Here is a 25671-nt window from a genome sequence, read left to right as displayed (position 1 = left end):
TGCGGGCGTCGTCCTGATCCTACCGCCCCGGGCCGGGAAAGCTCCGAGGATGGAGGCCCCCTTGACACGACGGAGGGGCCCGTGTCCGAAGACACGAGCCCCTCCGTTACGCGATCAACCCGCGTGCGATCAGACGAGCGAACGCAGCACGTACTGCAGGATGCCGCCGTTGCGGTAGTAGTCAGCCTCACCGGGGGTGTCGATGCGCACGACCGCGTCGAACTCGACCGGCTGCTTGCCCTCGGGCGAGTGCTCGCTCGGGGTGGCCGTGACCTTCACCGTCTTCGGCGTGACGCCGTTGTTGAGCTCTTCCAGGCCGGAGATCGAGACGATCTCGGTCCCGTCGAGGCCCAGCGACTCCCAGCTCTCGCCGGCGGGGAACTGCAGCGGCACGACTCCCATGCCGATCAGGTTCGACCGGTGGATGCGCTCGAAGCTCTCCGTGATGACGGCCTTGACGCCGAGCAGGCTCGTGCCCTTGGCCGCCCAGTCACGCGACGAACCGGAACCGTACTCCTTGCCGCCGAAGATGACGAGCGGCGTACCCTGCGCCTGGTAGTTCATGCTCGCGTCGTAGATGTACGACTGCGGGCCGCCCGGCTGCGTGAAGTCGCGGGTGTAGCCACCCTCGACGACCTGCCCGTCGTTCACGGCGGAGACCATGAGGTTCTTGAGACGGATGTTCGCGAACGTTCCGCGGATCATCACCTCGTGGTTTCCGCGGCGCGAGCCGAAGGAGTTGAAATCCTTGCGGTCGACGCCGTGCTCCGTCAGGTACTGGGCCGCGGGCGTCCCCGGCTTGATGTTTCCGGCCGGCGAGATGTGGTCGGTGGTCACCGAGTCGCCGAGCGTCGCCATCACGCGAGCACCTTCGATGTCCTTCACCGGGGTGAGCTCCATCGTCATGCCGTCGAAGTACGGTGCCTTGCGGACGTAGGTCGAGTTCTCGTCCCACTGGAACGTGTCGTCATCCGGCGTCGGCAGGTTGCGCCAGCGCTCGTCACCGTCGAACACCGTGGCGTACTGCTTGATGAACTGGTCGCGCGAGATCGACGAGTCGACGATCTCCTGCACCTCGTCTGGCGTCGGCCAGATGTCCTTCAGGAAGACGTCCTCGCCGTCGCTGCCCTTGCCGAGGGCGTCGTTGTCGAAGTCGAAGTGCATCGACCCCGCCAGCGCGTAGGCGATGACCAGCGGCGGGCTGGCGAGGTAGTTCATCTTCACGTCGGGGCTGATGCGACCCTCGAAGTTGCGGTTGCCCGAGAGGACGGCCGTGACGGCGAGGTCGTGCGAGTTGATGGCCTCGGAGACCTCTTCGATCAGCGGTCCGGAGTTTCCGATGCAGATGGTGCAGCCGTAGCCGACCGTGTAGAAGCCGAGACCCTCGAGGTCCTTGTCGAGACCGGACTTCTCGTAGTAGTCGGTGACGACCTTGGAGCCGGGGCCGAGCGTGGTCTTGACCCACGGCTTCTGCTTGAGCCCCTTCTCGAGCGCCTTGCGTGCGACGAGACCGGCGGCGATCATGACCGACGGGTTCGACGTGTTGGTGCACGACGTGATGGCGGCCAGGGTGACGGCGCCGTTGTCGAGGATGTACTTCTCCCCGTCGGGTGTGGTCACGGGGACGGGCTTCGAGGCATTGGCCGGCGCGCCGCTGTTGATGTGCACCGGACGCGTGGTGGTGGGCTCCTCCTCGCCGGGAACCGAACCGGGGTCAGATGCCGGGAAGGAGTGCTTCGACTCGAGGTCGACGACCGAGTCCGAGGTCGATGCGGTCGCGTACGCCAGGATGTCCTGCTCGAACTGCGACTTCGCCTCCGAGAGGAGGATGCGGTCCTGCGGGCGCTTCGGGCCGGCGATCGACGGCACGACGGTGCCGAGGTCGAGCTCGAGGTACTCGCTGAAGGTCGGCTCGTGCGATGCGTCGTGCCAGAGCTTCTGCTCCTTGGCGTAGGCCTCGACGAGTGCGACGGCCTCGTCGCTGCGGCCGGTCAGGCGCAGGTAGTCGAGGGTGACGTCGTCGATCGGGAAGATCGCCGCCGTGGAACCGAACTCCGGTGACATGTTGCCGATGGTGGCGCGGTTGGCCAGCGGCACGGATGCCACGCCCTCGCCGTAGAACTCGACGAACTTGCCGACGACGCCGTGCTTGCGCAGCAGGTCGGTGATCGTGAGCACGACGTCGGTCGCCGTGACACCGGCGGGGATCTCACCGGAGAGCTTGAAGCCGACCACGCGAGGGATGAGCATCGACACGGGCTGACCGAGCATGGCAGCCTCGGCCTCGATGCCACCGACGCCCCAGCCGAGCACGCCCAGACCGTTGACCATCGTGGTGTGCGAGTCGGTGCCGACGCAGGTGTCGGGGTAGGCGCGGAGCACGCCGTCGACGTCGCGGTCGTAGATGACCTTCGCGAGGTGCTCGATGTTCACCTGGTGCACGATGCCGGTCCCGGGCGGGACGACCTTGAAGTCGCTGAAGGCGGTCTGACCCCAGCGCAGGAACTGGTAGCGCTCACCGTTGCGCTCGTACTCGATCTCGACGTTGCGCTCGAGTGCGTTCTCGGAGCCGAACAGGTCGGCGATGACCGAGTGGTCGATGACCATCTCGGCCGGCGAGAGCGGATTGATCTTGTTGGCGTCGCCGCCCAGAGCCGTCACGGCCTCGCGCATGGTGGCGAGGTCGACGATGCACGGGACACCGGTGAAGTCCTGCATGACCACGCGCGCCGGCGTGAACTGGATCTCGGTGTTGGGCTCAGCCGCTGCGTCCCAGGACCCCAGCGCCTCGATCTGCGCCTTCGTCACATTCGCGCCGTCCTCGGTGCGGAGCAGGTTCTCCAGGAGGACCTTGAGACTGAAGGGGAGCTTCTCGAAACCGGGCACCGTGTCGATGCGGAAGATCTCATAGTCGGTGCTGCCGACTGTCAGGGTGCTCTTGGCACCGAAGCTGTTCACCGTGGACACGAATCCGTCTCCTTCTATTCGGATGGGAGCGACAGGCGCCTCCATCTTGCTCGCCAGTGAGCCCCTGCGGCTAGCAAGGGGGACCTAACCAGTCTGCTCCGGGAAGCGCACCGGCGAAAGCCTGCGATTTATCTTGATGTCAAGATAAATCTATCACGCCTCGGGGGCATCCTCGCGCGCAGGCTCGCGGGGGTGGAGCGCCCGTACGACCAACCAGGTCACGGCGATGAGCGGTGCGAACAACGGCAACCCCATGATGAGCTTTAGCGTCCCGAGTGCCGTGACGTCGCCGGCGAGATACAAGGGCAGCTGGACGGCGAGGCGCGCGAAGAACAGCGAGGCCCAGGCGATCCCGAGCCAGAAGTACGCACGTCGCTTGCGGCGGTCGGTGCGCCAGGTGGTGCCCTCCCCCATCAGGAATCCGACCGCGAGGCCGATCAGCGACCATCCGATCAGTGCGGAGACCAGGATGACCGATCCGTAGACCGCGTTCGTGATGAGTCCTGGCACGAAGTTGTCCGCGCCGCGTCCGGTCCACAGCGCGAGCGCCGCGGCGGCCACAGCCGCGATGAGACCGCCCAGCGCGGCGGAGGGCGGCGACTTCTGCACCAGTCGGACGAGGGTGAACACCGCTGCCAGGCCGACCGACACCCCCAACGACAGGATCAGCGGCTCCGGGCGGATGGTGAAGAGGATGACGAAAGCGAGGCTCGGCAGCACTGACTCGAGGATGCCGCGCCATCCCCCCATCGCCGTCCAGACCACCTTGTGGGTGCTGGAGCCCTCAGCGGGATCGAGACCGGCACGACGCGCGGCACCGCCGAGCGCCGCCCCGAGGATCTCGGAGGTGCTCTTCTCGCGTTCGGCGTCGGGCTCGGGAGCGCTCACGCGGAACCCGGAGTCGCCGGCATCTTGAGCGGGATCAGGTCGCGCGGGGGCATCGGCGAACCACCGCGGACGACGACGATCGAGCGGAAGAGGTCCTCGACCTTCTCGGCGGCTTCGGGGTCAGACGCTCCTGCGCCACCGATCACACCGCGCAGGAACCAGCGCGGGCCGTCGATGCCGATGAAGCGCGCGAGACGCAGCCCTGATCCCTCCGCCGCCGTGGCAGGAACCTCGGCGAGGAGCTCCTTGCCCAGTGGGCCTTCGCGCTCCTCGACGCGACCGCCCTGAGCTTTGACCTGGTCGCGGAGCTGCACTCGGGTCTCGTCCCACAGTCCGCCGGAGCGCGGCGCCGCGAACGGCTGCACCTGCAGCGAGGAGTCGGCGTAGTCCAGGCCGACCGCGACGATCCGCTTCGACTGCTCCTCGACTTCGAGGCGCAGATTCAGACCTTCGCGCGGCAGGATCTTGATGCCGCCGAGATCGATGTACGGACGGACCGGGTTCGCCTCGGAGTCATCGAAGGGCCCGTCGGTGGCACGGTTCAACGGTGCCGACTTCGAAGGGGTCTCGTTGTTGTCAGTCATTGGCTCGTCCTGCTTCGCTCTGGTGGGTCGCTGCCTGGTATCCGGTGGAGCCGAATCCACCGGCACCACGGACGCTGTCCGGCAGCACGTCGACCGGGATGAACGTGGCGCGCGTGACCGGCATGATGATCAGCTGCGCGATACGATCGCCGACCGCCACATCGTACGCGCTCTTGGTATCCGTGTTGATCAGACTCACCTTGATCTCGCCGCGATAGCCGGCGTCCACCGTTCCGGGAGAGTTCACGATCGAGATGCCGTGCTTCGCCGCCAGGCCGCTGCGCGGTACGACGAATGCCGCATACCCGTCGGGTAGGGCGATGCTCACCCCCGTCGGCACGAGAGCGCGCTCCCCCGGCTCCAGGTGCACCGCCTCGGCGGCGACGAGATCGGCTCCGGCGTCTCCCGGATGCGCATACCCGGGCAGCACTGCAGCGATAATGGGGACATCAACGGAATCGGTCACCCCATGAGGCTAATGCAGAACCCCGTCACAGACTCACGTCCCCGCTACCGCGAGAGGCTCTCGCCGAGCCTCTGGCTGCTCGTGACCGTCGCGGTCGCCGGCCCCATGGTCTCGCTCGTCTTCGTGCCGATCGGCTCGACCGTCGCGCTCGTCGTCGGTGCAGCAGTATCGGCCCTGCTCGTGTTCGGTGTCATCGCCGCCACACCGGTCGTCTCGGTCGTCGGCTCCACCCTGCATGCAGGTCGCGCGCACATCGACACGAAGCACCTCGGAGCACCCACTGCACTGACGGGCGAGGAAGCCCGCCATGCCCGCGGCCCCGGTCTCCCGGCGCGCGGGTGGCACCTGATCCGCGGCGGCATCGACGGCATCGTCGTCGTGCCGAACCTCGACCAGGACGACCCCGTGGACGCATGGACGATCTCGACGCGGACGCCCGACCGGCTCGTCGCCGCGATCCGCGCTTCCCAGACCTGACACGCTCACCCAACGACAGCGCGCCCCTGACCGAGACGGTCGGGGGCGCGTGATACGTCGCTCGAAGGACTGCTTACGCAGCGCACTCCTTGCAGATGGGCCCGGATGCGCCCTCGTGGTCGAGCTGCGAGCGGTGCTTCACGAGGAAGCAGCTCATGCATGTGAACTCGTCCTGCTGCGCGGGCAGCACGACGACATCGAGCTCGAGATCGGAGAGGTCGGCACCCGGGAGGTCGAAGCTCGACGGGTTGTCGGAGTCTTCGTCCCCGCTTGAGCCGGAGTTCTTGTCCGGCACACGCTCCTTGAGGGCTTCGATCGACTCGGAGTCGTCTTCGCTCTTTCGGGGGGCGTCGTAATCGGTTGCCATGCGGTAGATCTCCACTTTCATGGTGCGAGTGGGTGGTGCGCCGTCGGGTATTCGGCGGCCATAGTTTGCACGACCGGACGACATAACGCAAATGCTCGTCCGCGCGACAGAGGAAACTCACGGCACGCCCACGCTATTCCCGTCCGCGACCCCTCACGCGTGACACCATGAACGGACACCCATCAGAGGGGCATTCGCATGGAAAACGTCACCATCGTCGGCACAGAAGCAGGAGTCCTCGTACTCGCGACCGAGTCGGGCGAGCGGTTCGCGCTGCCCATCGACGACATGCTGCAGCGCGAGATCCGCCGCGCCACCCGTCAGAGCGAGCCGACGGCCCAGAAGCTCGCTGCGAGCCCGCGCGACATCCAGGCCCAGATCCGCGCCGGGCTCACCGCACCCGAGGTCGCGGAGCTGCTCGGCATCAGCGTCGACGACGTGGCCCGATTCGAAGGACCCGTCCTCGCCGAGCGCGAGCACGTGATCGGACAGGCCCTCGCCGTGCCCGTCCTGATCGGCAGCGAGGTCGAGCCCGACGCGCAGCCGACGTTCGGTGTGGCCGTCCGCGCCAAGCTCGCCGAGATCGAAGCCACCTCCGAGCGCTGGGCGAGCTGGAAGGAGGACTCCGGTTGGACCATCAAGCTCGAGTTCACCGCCAACGACGTCGATCACGACGCCCGCTGGAGCTTCGATCCTCGCCGCAGCGCGCTCTCACCGCTGAACGCCGACGCGACACAGCTCTCTCGGCAGGGCTCGCTCCCCGAGGGTCTCATCCCGCGCCTCCGAGCGGTCGATGCCGAGCGGACCTCGCCGTACAAGGACGAGAGTCGCTTCGACTCCGGCGCGTTCGGACCGCGGCTGGTACCCGCACCCGAAGCGGACGTGGAAGACCCCTCGCTCCCGGCCCGCTCCGACGCGGCAGCGCAGGACGCGGCGATCAAGCGCGCTCCCGCCGCGCAGACCACGAGTCCGGAGACAGCGGACCTCCTCGAGGCTCTACGCCGACGCCGCGGACAGCGGGAGACCGCGCCGCTGCTCGACGACGTGGAGGACACGGATCGATCGGACCAGAGTCCGATCGCACTGTTCGAGGCCCTGGAGCAGCCGGATGAAGAACCGGAGCCCCCGCAGCCCGCGCCGCAGAACAGCAACTCGGACACCGGCGACTCCACGGGACGCCGCCGTCGCCGGAACGCGATGCCGTCGTGGGACGAGATCGTCTTCGGCGCACGCACCGATGAGTGAGACGCGACTCGTCTGAGCCCCACCCGCGGCGGGGATGAGGGGCTGCGTCAGCGTTCGAACGCGCCGAGCCGGATCACCGGCACCTGTCTCTCCTCCGGTGTGAGCGCACCGTGCTGGCCCACCATCCCGCGACTGCGCTGGTCGGCCGCCGTACCGTCGTAGAGAGCCCAGGCACCGCGAGCGATCGCGAGCAGGTCGCCGACGCGCGATGCGGCGGCATCTGTGACCTTCGGTCCGAAGAGGCCGTGACGTATCGCCTCCTCGCGGGTGAGCACGTCGGCCACCCCCTCCAGGTCGGCGCGCCATCTCGACGTCACCGCCGCGCGGTCCGCGTCGGGCTCCAGGTACGCGTGCAGCATGCGCGGTTCGCCGCCGATGTGGCGAATCCCCGCGACGTGCTCCTCGGCCAGGACGACCTGACGGTTCGGCGCCACATCGACCATCCCGTGATCCGAGGTGACCACGACGCCCACGCCCGCCGGGACACGTGCAGACAGCGCCGCGTCGACATCCTCCAGCGCGGCGACCCACTCCGGGGAGGCGATGCCGTGCTTGTGACCTGCCTTGTCGACCTCCGGCAGGTAACAGTAGACGAGCGACCCCGGGTGCTCGCGAGCGAGCTCATATGCGGCTTCGACCCGCGAGGCCGCGGTCGTCGCGGGAACGAACTCGGCACCGCGCAGAGTGGCTCTGGTGAAGCCGCTGTGCGCGTACCCGGCGAACCCGACGGCGAAACTCTCGTGTCCGTCGCGGGCCGCTCGCTCGAAGATCGTCGGGGCCGACTGCCAGGTGAGCGGATCGATCCCGTCGGTCTCCCAGCCGCTGAGCTGGTTGACGAGCACATCGCGGTCGGGATCGAGCACGCGGTAACCGACGAGCCCGTGCTCCCCCGGCCATACACCCGTGACGATGCTCGTGAGCGCCGCCGCCGTGGTGGAGGGGAACACCGAGTGGGCGACGTCCTTCTTCGCCATCCCCGCGGTCAGGGAGCGCGCGTGTCCGGCATGGCCACGCAGGCTGATCGCCCCGAGCCCATCGATCACCACGAGCACGACCGAGTCCGCGCGCGGCAGAACCTCGGATTCGCCTCGGAGGGCGGCGAACAGGTCGCCCGCCACCCCGACGACACTCCGGGCGCTGGGCGCCGCGGACGGTAGCATGAAGGACATCCGAGCCAGTCTGACACAGGCTCCCGTATGCCCCCAGGAAGTCCATGCCGAAAACTCCGCCGCCCGAGCCCGTCGAGGAGCGCATCCAGGACATCGACCTCTCCAGCGAGATGCAGGGTTCGTTCCTCGAATACGCGTACTCGGTGATCTACTCGCGTGCCCTGCCCGATGCGCGCGACGGGCTGAAGCCCGTGCAGCGCCGCATCCTGTATCAGATGGCCGAGATGGGCCTGCGTCCGGACCGCGGCCACGTCAAGAGTGCGCGCGTCGTCGGCGAGGTCATGGGAAAGCTGCACCCCCACGGCGACTCGGCGATCTATGACGCGCTCGTGCGGCTCGCGCAGGAGTGGGCGCTGCGTGTGCCCCTGGTCGACGGGCACGGCAACTTCGGCTCCCTCGACGATGGGCCCGCTGCAGCCCGATACACCGAGGCACGACTCGCCGCCGCCGCGCTGGCCCTCACCGAGAACCTCGACGAGGACGTCGTCGACTTCATCCCGAACTACGACGGTCAGTTCCAGCAGCCTGCCGTGCTGCCGGCCGCCTTCCCCAACCTGCTGGTCAACGGCGCGAGTGGGATCGCCGTCGGCATGGCGACCAACATGGCGCCGCACAACCTCATCGAAGTGGTCGCGGCGGCCACTCACCTCCTCGAGAATCCGGATGCGACCACCGAGGAGCTGATGGAGTTCGTCCCCGGACCCGACTTCCCCTCCGGCGGGATCCTGATGGGACTCGACGGTGTCAAGGACGCGTACACGAACGGACGCGGCGCCCTCAAGGTGCGGGGCAAGACCTCCATCGAGCTGCTCGGCCCGCGGCGTACCGGCATCATCGTGTCCGAGCTGCCGTACATGGTGGGACCCGAGCGCCTGCTGGAGAAGATCCGGGATGCGGTGCAGTCGAAGAAGCTGCAGGGCATCAGCGACGTCACCGACCTCACCGACCGCAACCACGGACTGCGCGTCGCGATCGGCATCAAGACCGGCTTCGACCCGAACGCCGTGCTCGAGCAGCTCTACCGGTTGACTCCGCTGGAGGACTCGTTCAGCATCAACAACGTCGCCCTGGTCGATGGCCAGCCGCGCACGCTGGGCCTCAAGGAGATGCTGAGCGTCTACGTCGGTCACCGTCTCGAGGTCATCACCCGCCGCAGCCGATACCGTCTGAAGCGGCGCGAGGAGCGTCTGCACCTGGTGGAGGGTCTGCTCATCGCGATCCTCGACATCGACGAGGTCATCCAGGTCATCCGCTCCTCCGATGACTCGGAGCAGGCCCGCACGCGACTGCGCTCCGTCTTCGATCTGAGCGAGCTCCAGGCGGAGTACATCCTCGAGTTGCGCCTGCGCCGTCTGACCAAGTTCTCGCGTATCGAGCTGGAGTCCGAACGCGATGCGTTGCTGGCGGAGATCGCCGCACTGCGGGAACTGCTCGACAGCCCGACTCTGCTCCGCGCCGCGGTCGCCAAGGAGCTCGACGCCGCAGCCGATGCATACGGAACACCGCGGCGCACACTCCTGATGAACGCGGCTCCGCCCAAGCCCCGAGCGACCAAGGGTGCGGTCGATCTGCAGATCGCCGATGCGCCCACCGTGCTCGTGCTCTCGACCACGGGACGTACCGTCCGCGTCGACCTCGGCGAGGGCCAGGAACTCACCGTCCCTGCACGTCGCAGCAAGCACGATGCGATCCTGACCACCGTCGAGACCACCGTCCGCGCCGAGATCGGGGCTCTGACCAACCTCGGTCGCGTCGTCCGCTTCTCCCCCGTCGACCTCCCGTCCGTGCCGGCGACGTCGGTGCAGCTCGCCGCCGGTACTCCCCTGCGCGACTACCTCGGCATCACGACCAAGGGCGAGCGCGTTCTGGGTTTCGTGCGTTTCGACAGCGAGACTCCGATCGCGCTCGGCACCGCTCAGGGCACGGTCAAGCGCATCGTCCCTTCCAGCCTCCCCGTGCGTCCTGACCTCGAGGTCATCGGCCTGAAACCGGGCGATTCGGTGGTCGGGGCGGCAGAGGCACCGGACGACGCGGAGCTGGTGTTCGTCACGACCGACGCGCAACTGCTGCACTTCCCGGCTTCCGCTGTGCGCCCGCAAGGCGCCCCGGCGGGCGGAATGGCCGGGGTCAAGCTCGGCTCCGGCGCATCAGTGCTCTTCTTCGGCGTCGTCGATCCGGCCGCGGAATCCGTCGTCGCCACGGTATCCGGAGGCGACAGCGCTCTTCCCGGCACAGAGCCCGGGCGCGCCAAGGTGTCGTCCTTCGCGGAGTATCCAGCCAAGGGGCGTGCCACCGGAGGCGTCCGCGCCCATGCGTTCTTGAAGGGTGAGGACCGACTGACGGTCGCATGGGTCGGACCCAACCCGCCGCTCGCCGTCGATCCGACAGGCGCGGTCCGCAAGCTTCCGGAGAACGGAGCACGCCGCGACGCGTCCGGCCAGCCCGTCGAAGGTGTCATCGGCAGTATCGGCCGCACACTGGTCTGAGCACAGGCGAGCGGTCCGACCGCGTGAGAGCGAAAGGAAGCCGGCCCGGTCTGCACCGGGCCGGCTTTCTCTCGTCTGACGTCTCAGGCGTCGATCGACTCGCGCGACAATCGGTCGGAGGAGTCGATGATGAACTCGCGGCGCGGAGCCACCTCGTTCCCCATGAGGAGCTCGAACACGCGCCCGGCGGCTTCCGCGTCCTCCATCCGCACGCGACGCAGCAGACGACCCGACCTGTCCATGGTGGTGTTCGCCAGCTGCTCGGCGTCCATCTCTCCGAGGCCCTTGTAGCGCTGGATCGGCTCGTGCCAGCGCTTGCCCGCCTTGCGGAGCTTCGCCAACAACGCGTGCATCTCCTGCTCGCTGTACGTGTAGATCGTCTCGTTGGGTTTCGACCCCGGATTGATCACGATGATCCGGTGCAGAGGCGGCACGGCGGCGAACACGCGACCATGCTCGATCAACGGCCGCATGTAGCGGAAGAACAGGGTCAGCAGCAGGGTGCGGATGTGCGCGCCGTCGACATCGGCGTCGCTCATGAGGATGATCTTGCCGTAGCGGGCTGCGTCGATGTCGAACGTCCGACCGGAGCCTGCACCGATCACCTGGATGATCGACGCGCACTCGGTGTTCGAGAGCATGTCGCCCACGGATGCCTTCTGCACGTTGAGGATCTTGCCCCGGATGGGCAGCAGCGCCTGGAACTCGCTGTTGCGCGCGTTCTTCGCGGTGCCGAGGGCCGAGTCGCCCTCCACGATGAAGAGCTCGCTGCGTTCGACGTCGTTCGTGCGGCAGTCGACGAGCTTCGTCGGAAGAGTCGAGGACTCGAGCGCGTTCTTACGGCGCTGGGTCTCCTTGTGTGCGCGCGCCGAGACGCGGGCCTTCATCTCCGAGACGACCTTGTCGAGCAGCTGCGACGCCTGGATCTTGTCGTCGCGCTTGGTCGAGCCGAAGCGCTCAGCCAGGTCCTTGCGGAGCACCTGAGCCACGATCTGCCGCACGGCGGGGGTTCCGAGGATCTCCTTCGTCTGACCCTCGAACTGCGGTTCGGGCACGTTCACCGTGAGGACGGCCGTCAGCCCGGCGAGCACATCGTCCTTCTCGAGCTTGTCGTTGCCGACCTTCAGACGTCGGGCGTTCTGCTCCACCTGCGCGCGGAGCACCTTGAGCAGCTCCTGCTCGAAGCCCTGCTGGTGCGTGCCGCCCTTCGGCGTGGAGATGATGTTGACGAACGAGCGGATCTTGGTGTCGTAACCGGTCCCCCACCGCAGCGCGATGTCGACGGCGCACACCCGCTCCACCTCGGTCGCGACCATGTGCCCGTCCGGCTGCAGGACGGGCACGGTCTCCTTGAACGTGCCCTCTCCCTGAATGCGCCAGTTGTCCGTGATCGGCGGGTCGATCGCGAGGTAGTCGACGAATTCGGAGATTCCGCCCTCGTACAGGTAGGAGGTCTCGGTGGGTCCGAGAGTGGTCGTCTCGCCATCGGAGTCGGGCACGGGGACGACCTGACCCGCCGCACGCTCGTCCTTGACGAGGATCTCCAGGCCAGGCACCAGGAAGGCTGTCTGTCGGGCCCGGGTCTCGAGCTCGGAGAGCTGGAACGCCGCGTCCTTGGTGAAGATCTGACGGTCGGCCCAGTAGCGGACACGGGTACCGGTCACGCCCCGGGGAGCTTTGCCGATCACGCGCAACTCGCTGTTCTCCTGGAAAGGAGTGAACGGCGCATCCGGCCGCTTCTCACCGGAATCGGCGAAGATGCCGGGCTCCCCGCGGTGGAAGGACATCGCATAAGTCTTGCCGCCACGGTCGACCTCGACGTCGAGGCGCTCGGAGAGAGCATTCACCACGGAGGCGCCGACGCCGTGCAGGCCGCCGGAGGCGGCGTACGACCCACCTCCGAACTTCCCGCCTGCGTGCAGCTTGGTATAAACGACCTCGACGCCGGTCAGGCCGGTGCGCGGTTCCACGTCGACCGGGATACCACGTCCGCGGTCGTGGACCTCGACGCTGCCATCGGCGTGCAGGATGATATCGATCTTGGTCCCGTTGCCCGCGACCGCCTCGTCGACCGAGTTGTCGATGATCTCCCACATGCAGTGCATGAGGCCGGGCGACCCGTTCGACCCGATGTACATCCCGGGCCGCTTGCGGACGGCTTCGAGGCCTTCAAGCACCTGGAGATGATGGGCGGAGTACTCGGCATTCACAATCTCCGAGTCTAATCTCGCGAGCTGCCTCTACTCCGCAGACACTCCCCGCGCGAAGCCAGTCGGGAAACGACGCGTACGCGCTGAGCGAAACACGCCGCAAACCGGGCATGCGTACAGGTGGCGCGTGGTTGTATTGACCACATCGCTCAGCGAAGCCGACACCCGAGGAGGCACCGAGATGAATGCAACGACCGAACGTGACACCTCCATTGTCGAGTTCCGTCTGACCGCCATGGATCGCTGTGATTCGTGCGGCGCTCAGGCGTACATCGCCGCTGAGGTCAACGGATCCGAGCTCCTGTTCTGCGCCCACCACGGCCGCAAGTACGAAGAGAAGCTCCGCAGCATCGCCACCAGCTGGCATGACGAGACCGCGCGTCTCATCGAGACGGTCTGAGGGCTCCGCTGATCCCGGTCTGTCGACCGCGGTCCGCTGAACCGGTCGGCGGGCACGAGATCAGCCGATGACGGTCAGTCGGCGACGACTCTTCGCACACGCGGTGTGAGCCGGGTGAGGATCTCTTCTCCCACGGTGTCTATCCGCTCGGCGAGGGTCGTCGCCGACGCTTCTCCCTGCACGCCTGCGCCGAAGACGACGACCTCCGCACCCACCTCAGCGCCGCGCCATCCGTCGACTGTCGATGAGGTGTGGCCGATGGAGACGAGAGTCCTGGCTCCTTCCGGTGTCCCGACCAGGCTCCCCGAGAGCGTGGAGGGAAGCCCGTCGAAGCTGCCGAGGCTGATCGTCACACGATCCCCGTCGACCGCGGACACCTTTGCGACGAGGCTCGCCGCTGGGCGGACTCCCTCGAGCTCCGGCCCCTCTGCCGACCGGATGCCGTAGCAGAACGCCCCGATGCGCGAGACCGTTCCGCGCAGTTCGGGACGCCACCACGATGCCGCGGATGCGGTCAGGTGCAGTGCCGCGGGGACCGATCCAGTCTCGCCAACGATACGCACCGCATCGAGGAAAGCGGCTTGCGCGATGTCATCATCCTCGTCGCTCGCTTCCGCGATGTGGCTCCACACGCCTTCGAGTTCGAGCGCACCGGCCCGCTCGGCCCGTCTCGCTTCGTCGACGGCCGATGCCCAGTCCTCCGGCAGGATGCCGTTGCGGTGCAGACCCGTGTCGATCTTCAGGTGCACGCGCGCCGTCGTTCCGAGCGCCTCGGCCCGCGCGATGATCCGTCTGAGGTAGTCGGTGGTCCCGACACCGAGATCGAGGCGCTGCATCAGCGCATCGTCTATCTCCGAGTCCGTCGACGTCGCCCAGGCGAAGATCCTGGCGTCGCCGCCTGCGAGTCTGCGGACGGAGAGTCCGGTGCGGATATCATAGCTGCCGAACCAGTCGATCCCGGCCTCCACCGCAGCCCTCACCGCCCAGGAGAGGCCGTGCGCGTACGCGTCGTCCTTGACCACGAGCATCAGCGCGGACGGGGCCACACGGTCACGCACTGCCTCGATGTTCGCGCGAAAGATACTGCTGCTCAGGCGCACCTCGGGGCGGCTCACGCTTCCCACCCCCTCACGGCGTGGGCGCCGGCGACGGCGACCAGCTCAGCTGCAGTCATCCCGGTGATGTCCGCCCAACGTGTGACTCCGGATGCTGCCGGACCGGTGCCTCCGAAGTAGGTGACCTCGCTGTCGACATCGATGTCTGCGCCCTGGAGGTCTACGACGCACACGTCCATGGCGACGCGCCCCACGATGGGCATCGACGTCTCCCGGATCTCCACGGTCGCGTGATTGCCGAGTGCGCGCACGATGCCCTGAGCGTAGCCGCCCGTCACGAGTGCGACAGTGGTCTCCTTCTCCGCTCGATACGTGTAGCCGTAAGAGACGGCATCCCCTGGCCGGAGCCGCTTGGTGGACAGCACCCGCCCTGCCAGCCGCATAACCGGCCGAGCCGCGAGCTGACCCTTCTCGTCGGGGAGACCGTAGAGGAGGTTGGGGTCGATGTCGGGGTCACCGGTGGTGACGCCACGGATGCCCTCGAGCTGCAGTGCCTCGACCTCGCCCTGCGCGTCGACGAGGACGCGTTCCGCACCGGCGGCGGTCACGACCTGGGCGACGGCGAGGACGCCGTGTCCCCAGGCATCGCGTCTGAGGTCGGCGACCGTTCCACCGGCAGACACCGCTGCCGAGGCTCCCGCGGCCAGTGCCGCGCGGGAGATCATGGCTCGTGGCAGGGAGCTGGAAGTCGTCTCACACACGCCCTCCAGCCTAGCTTCCGGCTCCCAGGTCGACCTCGCCCGCCCCCGTAGACTGGAGGGGACCCCGACCCTGGAGCCTCATGTCTCGACTTTCCCTCGCGCCCCGCATCCGCTATCTGATGGGACGTGCCCGCCGCATCGACGTCGGATCGGTGGTGGAACGCGCCAAGGAGGCCTCCGCTCAGCACCACAGAGCCGTGCCGGCGATCGTCGTCGACATGCTCTGGTCGGCTGCCCGTCACAACGTCGGTTTCCAGGACTACATCGACTACGACTTCGCCATGCTCACGAGGGCCGAGCGCGACACGTACATGACCCATCCGGTCTCGAACCAGCTCTCGCAGCGCTACGATCACCCCGACTACCGCTGGATCTTCCAGGACAAGGTCGAGTTCGACAAGCAGTTCTCTCCGTTCCTGAAGCGCGAGTGGATGGTGGTCGAGGAGGGGAACGCCGAGGCCGTGCGCGAACTCACCCAGCGTCTCGGCACGATCGTCACGAAGGAGCCGGTGGGACAGGCCGGCACCGGAGTGCATCGCTATCACGCCGCCGAGATCGAGGACTGGGACGAGTTCCACCGCGGGTTGCTGGCTCGAGGCGAGCTCCTCATCGAGGAGGTCATCCGTCAGCACGATGCACTGGCGGCCGTCTGCCCCGGCACGGTGAACACCACCCGCATCACCGCGTTCTTCGACGGCGAGAAGGCTCACATCCTCGCCATGGCTCAGAAGTTCGGCCGCGGCGCCGTGAGCGACCAGATGACGTTCGGCGGGTTCTACACCATGCTCGACGAGAACGGCCACGCGGTCGGCGCCGGTTACGACTCCCACGGCCACGTCCATGAGACGCACCCGGACTCGGGCTTCCGCATCGCCGACTTCCAGCTGCCCTACATGGACGAGGTACGCGCCTTCATCGATCAGGTCGCCCGGGTCGTGCCTCAGGTGCAGTACGTCGGCTGGGACATCGTCGTCTCCCCCGACGGGCCGGTCCTCGTCGAGGGCAACTGGGGCGCGGGAGTCTACGAGAACAAGCCCAGCGTGACCGGTATCCGCACCGGCCACAAGCCCCGCTACCGCGAGGTCATCGGCTTCTGAGACGCGCAGAGACGAGAATGCCCCCGGAGAGATCCGGGGGCATTCTTCGTGGCGGGCTCAGACTTCGCGAACGATGCCGAGCGGCGTCGACTCCAGCCCCTGACCGAGCGGGTTGTCGCCGAGGATCCTGACGAGACGCTGCTCGCCCGCCTTGTCGAGAGTCGAGCCGAGGATGTTCCCGCCGAGGTCGTTGATGTCCACGACGGCGACCTCTGCCTGGCCTCCTATGAGCGCCTTCAGCCGAGCCGCCACGCCATCGGGATCCTTGGGGCCGAGCACCACGGCCTCGTTGTACGGAGGAATGGTGTGCTTGGTCGGACCGTCGATCGCCCGTGCCTTGTCGCCGGCGATGCGGTAGAAGTCGCCGCGACGGCCGAAAGCCTTGGTCACGGCTGCGACCGCGGAGGCGAACAGGATGCGCGGAGTACCGCACTCCCGCAAGGCCATCTCCATCGTCTCCGGCATGCCGAGACCGATGCCGTAGGGCGTGCGAGTGACGTACTTCGAGAGGAAGAGCGCGAGCTTCCGGGGCTTGATCTCGTCGAGGCGGTAGGACCGCCCCTGCGTGATGGCCACGATCTTCTCGGTCACGAAGAGGAGGTCGCCCGGCTGGACGGCATCCTTCGCGTACTCGCTGATGATCGCGTCCAGGTCGTCCTGGGGCATGACCACGCGGGTGCGCAGCGGGATGCGCGCATAGCTCTTGCCGTCGACACTCGCCTCGAGGGCCTTGCCGTCGTTCGCCTGGCTCATTCGAGGTAGTCCCGCAGGGACTGCGAGCGGCTCGGGTGACGCAGCTTGGCCATCGTCTTCGACTCGATCTGGCGGATGCGCTCACGCGTCACGCCGAATGTGTCACCGATCTGGTCGAGCGTCTTCGGCTGACCGTCGCCCAGTCCGAAGCGCATCCGGATCACTCCGGCTTCGCGCTCGGAGAGCGAGTCGAGGAGCTGCTCGAGCTGACGCTGCAGCATCGTGAAGCCCACGGCGTCGGCGGGGACCACGGCCTCGGTGTCTTCGATGAGGTCACCGAACTCGCTGTCGCCGTCTTCGCCGAGCGGGGTGTGCAGTGAGATCGGCTCGCGGCCGTACTTCTGCACCTCCACGACCTTCTCCGGGGTCATGTCGAGCTCGCGGCTCAGCTCTTCCGGAGTGGGCTCGCGACCGAGATCCTGCAGCATCTGCCGCTGCACGCGGGCGAGCTTGTTGATGACCTCGACCATGTGCACCGGGATGCGGATCGTGCGGGCCTGGTCGGCCATGGCACGGGTGATCGCCTGACGGATCCACCAGGTGGCGTAGGTCGAGAACTTGAAGCCCTTGGTGTAGTCGAACTTCTCGACGGCGCGGATGAGACCGAGGTTGCCCTCCTGGATCAGATCCAGGAACTGCATACCGCGACCGGTGTAGCGCTTGGCGAGGGAGACGACGAGACGGAGGTTCGCGCCGAGCAGGTGGCTCTTCGCGCGCTGGCCGTCACGGGCGACCCACTGCAGGTCAAGACCGAGCTGGCTCGTCTTCTCGGCCGGGGTCATCGCCGACAGCTTCTCCTCGGCGAAGAGACCTGCCTCGATGCGCATCGCGAGCTCGACCTCTTCGGCCGCGTTCAGCAGTGCGACCTTTCCGATCTGCTTCAGGTAGTCCTTGACCGGGTCGGCCGTCGCTCCCGTGATCTGCGTCGAGTAGACCGGGACCTCTTCGTCGTCCTTGGACGAGATGACGATCGCGCCGGTCGGCAGCGGCTCGGTGAAGGCCGGCTTCGCATCCTCGTCTTCGTCCTCCTCGACAGCAGCAGCTGCGGGAGACTCGTCTTCTTCGACGACGTCCTCGGACTTCTTCTTCTTGACGGGGGCGCGCTTCGCGGCAGCACGCTTCGCCGCGCTCAGGGGCGCGGGCTTCTCGGGCGCATCGGTCTCGACCGGAGCGTCGGCGGTCGTCTCTTCGGCAGCCTTCTTCGTCCGGGTGTTCTTCGTCGTGGCAGGAGTCACGTTTCGCCTTTCACGGAGCTGCTGTGTAGCCCCGGGACATTTCGGACACTAGTAAGACCCTTGTCAAGTCCAGTGCTCGAAAACACTGATTGACAACGGGTCAGAGTCCTAGTATCGCACACGTGTGGCGATGCGGACGCATTCCGGCGAACTTCGCGCGAATCCCGCTGCGCGCCACCTCAGCCGCGGCCCGGCTTGTCTTCGTCGCCGGACGGCCGAGAGGCCAGGTAACGCTCCAACTCGGCCGCGAGCTCATCGGCGCTCGGGAGGTCCCTTTCGCTGAAACCTCCCTCGTCGTAGGAGTCGTCGTCGGGGTTGCGCCCCGCCATGCAGGCGTCGTACCGGCGCTCGAGGTTGTGGACCATCTGCTGCAGCTCGTCGTTCCCGGAGACCTGCTCATCGACGCGTGCCAGATAGTCCTCGCGGCGCTCCAGGACGGAATCCAGGATGAGGACGAGTCCCGTCGACGCCATCAGACGCTCCGCTGCCGCGATGACGGCATCGGGGTTCTCCGTCTCCGCGAGGTAATGCGGCACGAGCAGGACGAAGCCCACCGAGGCATCCCCACGCTCGACGAATCGGAACTCGAGGAGGTGACCGGCGGTCGCAGGCACCTGCGTGCGCGGACGCCATACGGAGTGCGCCACGGTCAGGTCACGCCGATTCCCGCTGACCGTCGTGCCGATCGGACGCGTGTGCGGAACGGGCATCGCGATCGAGTGCACCCAGTGCAGTCCCGAGACCTCGAACTCCGCCGCGAGGGCGAGCACCGTGCTCGCGAAACGATTCCATGCGAAATCCGGCTCGTATCCGGCGAGCAGCAGGAACGGACGACCGAGTGCGTCCGTCGCGAGCGACAGTTCGAGCCTCGGCGGCTTGAACTCGGTCAGGTGGTCCTGGTCGAAGGAGATCACAGGGCGGCGCGCCCGATAGTCGAGCAGTGCGTCGTTGTCGAACACGACGACGGGCTCAGGGGATGCGGTCTCCCGAAGGTGATCGATCAAGCCGGAGACGGCGCTTCCCGCGTCCGTGAAACCGGTCAGAAGCAGCACCAACGGCAGGCCGTGCGGCACTGTCGGCGCATTCGCGACGCGTTCATGGATCTCACCGGAGAAGGGCATGTGTCCATGCTACGAGCAGCCGCCTACCCCGGGGCGCGGCGCATCATGCTGAGAGCGAACACGCGCAGAGTGGGCGGACGACCATGGTGTGGCGGAGATCCTAAGATGGAGGCATGACGCTTCCCGTGCTCTCGCACACCACCGATCAGTTCCCCGGAAGCGCTGCAGATGCCGCAGTGCTCATCGTCGCCGCTCTCCCCGATTCGGCGGAGTCACTGGCCGGCTACCCCGGACTCGCCGATGCGCTGGCCGGCGTCGGATTCACCGGTTCGGTCGGATCGTTCACCCGCGTGTTCGTCCCCGAGGTGACGTCTTCGCCGTTCGCGGTGGTCGGCGTCGGCAGCTCGCCGGACGCTGCTGCCGTGCGCAACGCGGCAGGTACGGCGCTGCGTACGCTCACCGGCTTCGAGCACGTCGCGGTGGCTCTCGCCGACGGCCTCGAGTCGTTCGCCGCTGCGGCGGCCGAGGGTGCGGTGCTCGGCGGGCACAAGTTCGACGGCTACCGCACGGAGAAGGGCAAGGGGCGCGCCACGTCGATCACGCTCCATGCCGCGGTCGACGACGACGACGTCGAATACGCACAGGTCCTGGGAGACGCGGTAGCGCTCATCAAGGATCTCGTGAACGTGCCCGCAGAGTGGCAGAGTCCGGCACAGCTCGCGCAGAGCGCCGCCGACAGCGTGGCCGACCTCGACGTCACGGTCGAGATCCTCGACGAGAAGGCTCTTGCCGAGCAGGGCTTCGGCGGCATCCTCGGCGTCGGTCAGGGGTCGGATCGCCCTCCGCGTCTCGTCCGTCTCGACTACTCCCCCGCCGACGCCTCACGGCACATCGCCCTGGTCGGCAAGGGGATCACGTTCGACACCGGTGGCCTTTCCCTGAAGCCGGCTGCCTCGATGGTCGGCATGAAGTTCGACATGGCCGGCGCGGCGACCTCTCTCGCCGCGATCCGCGCCATCGCCACACTGGGCCTCCCGGTCCGCGTGACCGCGTGGCTGTGCATCACCGACAACATGCCGTCGGGGCGCGCGCTGCGCCCTGGCGATGTCATCCGCATCCTCGACGGGAGCACCGTCGAGGTCCAGAACACCGACGCCGAGGGGCGACTCGTGCTCGCCGACGGTCTCGTCGCCGCGAGCCGTGAGAACCCGGACGTCATCATCGACGTGGCGACTCTCACCGGCGCCATCGTCGCCGCGCTGGGCCACCGGCACACCGGCGTCTTCGGCGACGTCGACACTGTGTCCTCGTTCATGTCGGCGACCGCTCAGGTCGACGAGCCGGCGTGGCACATGCCGCTGCCGGACTACATGGAGGAATCGCTCGAGTCCCCCATCGCCGACCTGCAGAACGCGAACATGGGCGACAGGATGGGCGGTGCGTCCTACGCAGGCCTGTTCCTGCGCCGCTTCGTCGGTCGCACCTCTGACGCCGAGGACGCCCCGCGCATCCCGTGGGTGCACCTCGACATCGCGGGATCCGGCGAACACGCCGGCGCCCCGTACGGCTTCACCGAGAAGGGCCCAACGGGGGCGATGGTCCGATCGATCGTCGCCTTCGCCGCAGCATCCCACACGGAGGCATGACCTATGACAACCCACACCTTCGACATCGTCGTCCTGGGCGGCGGCAGCGGCGGTTATGCCGCGGCGTTGCGCGCGAGCGAACTCGGCAAGTCCGTGGCGCTGATCGAGAAGGACAAGGTCGGCGGAACCTGCCTGCACCGGGGATGCATACCGACCAAAGCGCTGCTGCATGCCGCAGAGGTGGCCGAGCACGTGCGCGATGCCGCGTCCGTCGGCGTCACCGCGAGCCTGGAGGGCATCGATCCGGCGGGGGTGCGCACGTACCGCGAAGGCATCGTCGCCAAGAAGTTCAAGGGACTGGAGGGGCTGGTCAAGGCGCGTGGGATCACCACCGTCAGCGGACTCGGCCGTCTGAACCCCGACCACAGCGTCAGCGTCGGAGACGACGTGTACGTGGGCACGGACGTCGTGCTCGCGACCGGCTCGTACAGCCGCTCGCTTCCCGGCCTGGAGATCGGCGGGCGGATCCTCACGAGCGAGCAGGCACTCGCCCTCGACGTGATCCCCGAGCGCGTACTGATCCTCGGCGGCGGCGTGATCGGGGTCGAGTTCGCGAGCGTGTGGCGGTCGTTCGGGTCCGAGGTCACGATCATCGAGGCTCTGCCGCACCTCGTCCCGAATGAGGACGTCGCTCTCAGCAAGGGTCTGGAGCGTGCGTTCCGGCGCCGCGGCATCCAGTACTCCCTCGGAACCCGATTCCAGGGTGCGGTCCAGGATGAGACATCCGTCACCGTGACCCTCGAAGACGGCAAGGAGTTCACGGCCGACTACCTCCTCGTGGCCGTCGGGCGCGGTCCGGTCACCTCCGACCTCGGATTCGAGGAGGCTGGCGTGACGCTCGACCGCGGTTTCGTGACCGTCGATGACAACCTGCGCACCGGAGTCCCTGGCGTGTGGGCGGTCGGAGACATCGTGCCCGGTCTGCAGCTCGCACATCGCGGATTCCAACAGGGCATCGCCGTCGCCGAGCGCATCGCGGGGCTGTCCCCCGTGAACATCCCCGACTCACAGATCCCCAAGGTCACGTACTCGAGCCCGGAGGTCGCTTCGGTCGGGGTGACCGAAGAGGCAGCGGTCGCCGCACACGGTGCCGACGCGGTCATCGCCTACGAGTACAACCTCGCCGGCAACGGCAAGAGCGAGATCATCGGGACGGGCGGGCTCGTGAAGGTCGTCCGCCTCAAGGACGGCCCCGTCGTCGGCGTCCACCTGCTCGGCGACCGCGTCGGCGAGCTCATCACGGAAGGACAGCTCGCCGTCGCCTGGGAGGCGCACCCGGAGGACATCGCGCCCCTGATCCACGCCCACCCGACCCAGAGCGAGGCCCTCGGGGAAGCCTTCCTCGCCCTGGCCGGCAAGCCCCTGCACGCCCTCTGAGCACCAACCGGTGCCCGAGTCACTAAGCTAGACAAGCGTCATACAACTTCTTGAAGGAGACTCAGTCATGAGCACATCCGTCGTCCTCCCCGCTCTCGGCGAGAGCGTCACAGAGGGTACGGTCACCCGCTGGCTCAAGCAGGTGGGAGACACCGTGCAGGCGGACGAGGGCCTGCTCGAGATCTCGACCGACAAGGTCGACACCGAGATCCCCTCCCCCGTCAGCGGTGTGATCGAGGAGATCCTCGTGGCCGAAGACGAGACCGTCGAGGTCGGCGCGCTCCTCGCGCGCATCGGCGACGGCAGCGGAGCGGCTCCCGCCGCGGACGCGCCCGCAGCCGCGGCACCTGAAGCCGAGACCGCACCCGCGGAGGCTGCCCCCGCGCAGGCCGCACCTGCGGAGAACACCGCTCCGGCTGCTCCCGCACCGTCGGCAGAAGCACCGGCGCCCGCCGCAGAGGCCGCTCCTGCCGCACCCGCTGGCGACGCCACCGACATCGTGCTCCCCGAGCTGGGCGAGAGCGTCACCGAGGGCACCGTCACCCGGTGGCTCAAGCAGGTCGGCGACAGCGTCGCCGTAGACGAGGCTCTTCTGGAGATCTCCACCGACAAGGTCGACACCGAGATCCCGTCGCCGGTTGCCGGTGTGGTTCAGGAGATCGTGGCCGGCGAGGACGAGACGGTCGCAGTCGGCGCCGTGCTCGCACGCGTCGGCTCCGGCGCTGCCCCCGCCGCTGAGACCCCGGCTCCCGCGCCCGCAGCCGAGGCACCCGCTGCGCCTGCGGCTCCCGCGCCCGCCCCCGCAGCCGAAGCGCCCGCTGCTCCGGCTCCTTCCGCCGCTGCGGCTGCTGCGGCTGCTCCGGCTCCTGCGGCTGCTCCGGCTCCCGCCGCTGCGACGCCAGCCGAGGCGAAGCTCGCGCTCCCGACCGAGAGCGACAACCTCTACGTCACACCGCTCGTGCGTCGTCTGGCCTCCCAGCAGGGAGTGGACCTGGCTTCCGTCACCGGAACCGGTGTCGGCGGTCGCATCCGCAAGGAAGATGTCCTGAAGGCTGCGGAGACGGCGACGGCAGCGCCCGCCGCCGCGGCTCCTGCTGCTCCCGCGCCGCTCGAGGTCTCGCCGTTGCGCGGCACGACACAGCCGATGTCGCGGCTTCGCAAGGTCCTCGCGAAGCGTGCCGTCGAGTCGATGCAGCAGACGGCCCAGCTGACCACGGTCGTCGAGGTCGATGTCACCGCACTCGCCGACTACCGCGACAGCGTGAAGGCTTCTTTCCTCGAGAAGACGGGTGACAAGCTCTCCTTCCTGCCGTTCTTCGCGCTCGCAACCGCAGAAGCGCTGCAGGCGTTCCCGATCGTGAACGCGACGGTCGACGGCGAGAACATCGTCTACCCGGCCAGCGAGAACGTCTCGATCGCCGTCGACACCGAGCGTGGACTGCTCACGCCGGTGCTGCGCGACGCCGCCTCGAAGAACATCGCGCAGATCGCGCACGAGATCGCCGATCTGGCTGCTCGCACCCGCGACAACAAGCTGAAGCCCGACGAGCTGGCCGGCGGAACTTTCACGCTGACCAACACGGGCTCCCGCGGCGCGCTGTTCGACACGCCTGTGGTCTTCCTCCCGCAGTCGGCGATCCTGGGCACCGGTACCGTCGTCAAGCGCCCCGGACTCGTCAAGGTGGGCGGCGCGGATGCGATCGCCGTCCGGTCCTACGTGTACCTCGCGCTGTCCTACGACCACCGGATCATCGACGGCGCAGACGCGGCACGCTTCCTCGGTGCCGTGAAGGCCCGCCTCGAGGCTGCGCAGTTCGCCGCTCAGCTCGGAGCCTGACCGACACGAGTCACCCTGGCTGATCCGCGACGTCATAGACGTCGCGGATCAGCCATTTCTCGTCTGTGCGGAAAAGGACGACGATGGTCTCGTCCGAGGACGCTGCGTCGGCCATCCCCGCATCGCTCTCGGGGATCGCACGCAATCGCATGACCGCCACGTCGCCATAGGCATCGACCAGCTCGGGTGCCGTCGGAACGCGGGTCTTCGCGCTGAGCGCATCGACGATCCCCTCCGCATTCCCGGCCACGGCGCTCTGACACGCGCCGTCTCCATCGGCGCTGCACTGCGCGATGATCCGCAGGAGCGCTGACAGCGCCGCGACGGGATCGTCGGCCGCAGCAGACCTCGGCTGCGTGGTCTCGCTCTCCGCGACATCCGTCGCACGGGGCGTCGGAACGTCGGACGCCTCCCCGGAGGATGCCGGCGCCGGTGTGTCCGTGTTGCCGGGCGCGCCACGGGCGCTTGTCTCCGACTCACCACCGGGAAGGAGCAGTCCTCCCACCAGCACAGCCGCCGCGGCGCCCCCCGCGATGGCAAGGGAACGCAGACGGACCTTCGAACGAGCCGTCGATCGCTCGCATCCCCTCCTCGGCCGTGTGGATCGTCCGTGAGGATGTTGCGCCCCTTTCTCCGAGCGCGCGCGCAGCTCGATGATCGCCTTCTGCACCACGTCGACGATCGCGCTGATGGCGCGGGTGCGACCCGCGTCCCGATGGCGGACCCGGTCCGCGCGCAGGAGCGGCGCTCTCTCCCGAGCCACGGCGACGCGGGGACCGACCGCCCGAGCGACATCCCGAGCCCGCTCCGGGGTGTGGAACTCGCGCCGGAGAGGCTGCGGCGCAGCGACGTCGAGCACCATGGTCTCCCATGCCTCCGTGAGCTTGCGAGGCAGACGCGGCTGAGCGAGAGTCTTGTGCAGCCCCTCTCCGATGCCCGACAGGGCGCGACGGACCACCTTGTCCGCGGTCTGATCGCCGAGAAGCTCGACGAGCTCCACCACACCGGCCCTGGCATCGGGGCCCTCCCCGATGACGAAGACAGGCCGCCCGCCGTCGGTGAGCCACCACGTGCCCGTGTGCACCCCATCGATCCCTTCTCCCAACTCGTCGAGTCCACGAAGGAGGCTGACGACGAGAGTGCTGATCTCCCCCGCAGCGATGCCCGATCCCGCTGACTCTCGACGGCCCAGGTAGCCGCGCACCCGATCCGTGCACCACGGGAGCAACGCGTCGTGACCATCCCGGCGCCGGCTGACGTCGATGGGAGCGGCGATGTGTTCCGTCCCCGAGTAGCGCCATCCCGCCCATCCGCCGAGGCGCGCGACATCCACTCTGACGACCACCTCATCGCCGTGGGTCACGAGCGTGCCCGAGAATGGCCCCTCCGCGGGATCGAGGGTGCGCACCACACGGTGCGCCCGCGGAACGAGCGGCGTTCCTCGACCGTCGTCGATCGCGATGTCTTCCATTCCTCCATCTCACCGCGGAGATCCTCCCGGAAGCCGCCAGGGCGGAGCGTCGGGACGGATCCCCTCTGATGCCTCTGCAGTGCAGGAGGAGTGGAATCCGGCCGCTCCGCTCCACGCGA

At 67.8% G+C, this 25671-nt stretch carries 21 protein-coding genes; 8 read left to right on the top strand and 13 right to left on the bottom strand.

The features are described 5' to 3' along the window. Window positions 1–129 precede the first annotated feature (129 nt). The 4 genes from FFS56_RS05265 to dut all read right to left on the bottom strand — a co-directional run bounded on the left by FFS56_RS05265 (window position 130) and on the right by dut (window position 4905). A complete protein-coding gene (locus tag FFS56_RS05265) occupies window positions 130–2967 on the bottom strand; it encodes an aconitate hydratase (protein ID WP_046747210.1) in 2838 nt (945 codons plus the stop codon). 153 nt (window positions 2968–3120) lie between these two features. Continuing rightward, complete coding sequence (locus FFS56_RS05260) at window positions 3121–3855, bottom strand: DUF3159 domain-containing protein (protein WP_046747211.1); 735 nt, start codon at window positions 3853–3855, stop codon at window positions 3121–3123. After that, complete coding sequence (locus tag FFS56_RS05255; protein ID WP_045264797.1) at window positions 3852–4439, bottom strand: DUF3710 domain-containing protein; 588 nt, start codon at window positions 4437–4439, stop codon at window positions 3852–3854. Before FFS56_RS05255 ends, FFS56_RS05260 begins: the two co-directional genes overlap by 4 nt. Next, on the bottom strand, window positions 4432–4905 hold the full coding sequence (gene dut, locus FFS56_RS05250) for a dUTP diphosphatase (protein WP_046747212.1): 474 nt from the start codon (window positions 4903–4905) through the stop codon (window positions 4432–4434). Before dut ends, FFS56_RS05255 begins: the two co-directional genes overlap by 8 nt. Before the next feature lie 12 nt (window positions 4906–4917). Between dut and FFS56_RS05245 the strand changes: the two genes are divergently transcribed. Beyond that, the gene (locus FFS56_RS05245; protein ID WP_046747213.1) at window positions 4918–5382 is read left to right on the top strand and encodes a DUF3093 domain-containing protein; all 465 of its coding nucleotides are present in this window, start codon (window positions 4918–4920) and stop codon (window positions 5380–5382) included. A 73-nt stretch (window positions 5383–5455) separates the two neighbouring features. Here the strand turns inward: FFS56_RS05245 and FFS56_RS05240 are convergent, their stop codons facing one another. After that, on the bottom strand, window positions 5456–5749 hold the full coding sequence (locus tag FFS56_RS05240) for a DUF4193 domain-containing protein (RefSeq protein ID WP_046747247.1): 294 nt from the start codon (window positions 5747–5749) through the stop codon (window positions 5456–5458). Window positions 5750–5947: 198 nt separating this feature from the next. Here FFS56_RS05240 and sepH point away from each other — a divergent pair, with 198 nt between their 5' ends. Further along, window positions 5948–6994, top strand: coding sequence for a septation protein SepH (gene sepH / locus FFS56_RS05235; RefSeq protein WP_046747214.1), 1047 nt, complete (start codon window positions 5948–5950; stop codon window positions 6992–6994). A gap of 47 nt (window positions 6995–7041) precedes the next feature. Here sepH and FFS56_RS05230 read toward each other — a convergent pair whose 3' ends face one another. Next, window positions 7042–8163 (bottom strand): nucleotide pyrophosphatase/phosphodiesterase family protein, encoded by a 1122-nt coding sequence (locus FFS56_RS05230; protein ID WP_046747215.1) that lies wholly within the window; start codon window positions 8161–8163, stop codon window positions 7042–7044. 44 nt (window positions 8164–8207) lie between these two features. Between FFS56_RS05230 and FFS56_RS05225 the strand changes: the two genes are divergently transcribed. After that, entirely contained in the window at window positions 8208–10649 is a 2442-nt protein-coding gene (locus tag FFS56_RS05225) for a DNA topoisomerase IV subunit A (protein ID WP_127012158.1), read from the top strand. An 83-nt stretch (window positions 10650–10732) separates the two neighbouring features. Here the strand turns inward: FFS56_RS05225 and FFS56_RS05220 are convergent, their stop codons facing one another. Then, window positions 10733–12862 (bottom strand): DNA topoisomerase IV subunit B, encoded by a 2130-nt coding sequence (locus tag FFS56_RS05220; RefSeq protein ID WP_058631787.1) that lies wholly within the window; start codon window positions 12860–12862, stop codon window positions 10733–10735. Between the two features lie 178 nt (window positions 12863–13040). Between FFS56_RS05220 and FFS56_RS05215 the strand changes: the two genes are divergently transcribed. Then, the gene (locus FFS56_RS05215) at window positions 13041–13259 is read left to right on the top strand and encodes a hypothetical protein (protein ID WP_045264803.1); all 219 of its coding nucleotides are present in this window, start codon (window positions 13041–13043) and stop codon (window positions 13257–13259) included. 74 nt (window positions 13260–13333) lie between these two features. On the opposite strand, the gene FFS56_RS05210 is transcribed toward FFS56_RS05215, so the two are convergent. After that, complete coding sequence (locus tag FFS56_RS05210; RefSeq protein ID WP_267901570.1) at window positions 13334–14359, bottom strand: alanine racemase; 1026 nt, start codon at window positions 14357–14359, stop codon at window positions 13334–13336. A gap of 11 nt (window positions 14360–14370) precedes the next feature. Then, window positions 14371–15075 (bottom strand): alanine racemase C-terminal domain-containing protein, encoded by a 705-nt coding sequence (locus tag FFS56_RS05205; RefSeq protein WP_231728735.1) that lies wholly within the window; start codon window positions 15073–15075, stop codon window positions 14371–14373. Window positions 15076–15155: 80 nt separating this feature from the next. On the opposite strand from FFS56_RS05205, the gene FFS56_RS05200 reads away from it, so the two are divergent. Then, entirely contained in the window at window positions 15156–16172 is a 1017-nt protein-coding gene (locus FFS56_RS05200; protein ID WP_046747220.1) for a sugar-transfer associated ATP-grasp domain-containing protein, read from the top strand. 57 nt (window positions 16173–16229) lie between these two features. On the opposite strand, the gene FFS56_RS05195 is transcribed toward FFS56_RS05200, so the two are convergent. The 3 genes from FFS56_RS05195 to FFS56_RS05185 form a co-directional block, all read right to left on the bottom strand. Then, complete coding sequence (locus FFS56_RS05195; RefSeq protein WP_058631768.1) at window positions 16230–16925, bottom strand: coenzyme F420-0:L-glutamate ligase; 696 nt, start codon at window positions 16923–16925, stop codon at window positions 16230–16232. Continuing rightward, window positions 16922–18160 (bottom strand): RNA polymerase sigma factor, encoded by a 1239-nt coding sequence (locus tag FFS56_RS05190; protein WP_046747222.1) that lies wholly within the window; start codon window positions 18158–18160, stop codon window positions 16922–16924. The genes FFS56_RS05195 and FFS56_RS05190 overlap by 4 nt, the downstream gene beginning before the upstream one ends. A gap of 179 nt (window positions 18161–18339) precedes the next feature. Then, window positions 18340–19281, bottom strand: a complete 942-nt coding sequence (locus FFS56_RS05185; protein WP_137772324.1) for a PAC2 family protein — start codon at window positions 19279–19281, stop codon at window positions 18340–18342. A 113-nt stretch (window positions 19282–19394) separates the two neighbouring features. Here FFS56_RS05185 and FFS56_RS05180 point away from each other — a divergent pair, with 113 nt between their 5' ends. From FFS56_RS05180 to sucB, 3 genes are all read left to right on the top strand, one after another. Continuing rightward, window positions 19395–20867, top strand: a complete 1473-nt coding sequence (locus FFS56_RS05180) for a leucyl aminopeptidase (protein ID WP_127012157.1) — start codon at window positions 19395–19397, stop codon at window positions 20865–20867. Between the two features lie 3 nt (window positions 20868–20870). Further along, a complete protein-coding gene (lpdA, locus tag FFS56_RS05175; protein WP_127012156.1) occupies window positions 20871–22244 on the top strand; it encodes a dihydrolipoyl dehydrogenase in 1374 nt (457 codons plus the stop codon). A 67-nt stretch (window positions 22245–22311) separates the two neighbouring features. Beyond that, window positions 22312–24081, top strand: coding sequence for a 2-oxoglutarate dehydrogenase, E2 component, dihydrolipoamide succinyltransferase (gene sucB / locus FFS56_RS05170; RefSeq protein ID WP_127012155.1), 1770 nt, complete (start codon window positions 22312–22314; stop codon window positions 24079–24081). Between the two features lie 10 nt (window positions 24082–24091). Here the strand turns inward: sucB and FFS56_RS05165 are convergent, their stop codons facing one another. After that, window positions 24092–25552: a hypothetical protein gene (locus FFS56_RS05165; RefSeq protein ID WP_127012154.1), complete on the bottom strand. Its 1461-nt coding sequence runs from the start codon at window positions 25550–25552 to the stop codon at window positions 24092–24094. Window positions 25553–25671 lie beyond the last annotated feature (119 nt).

Source organism: Microbacterium sp. Beta (assembly GCF_005502545.1).
Classification (GTDB): domain Bacteria; phylum Actinomycetota; class Actinomycetes; order Actinomycetales; family Microbacteriaceae; genus Microbacterium; species Microbacterium oxydans.
Note: the sequence above shows the minus strand (reverse complement) of the source record. Positions and strands in the feature narration are given on the sequence as shown.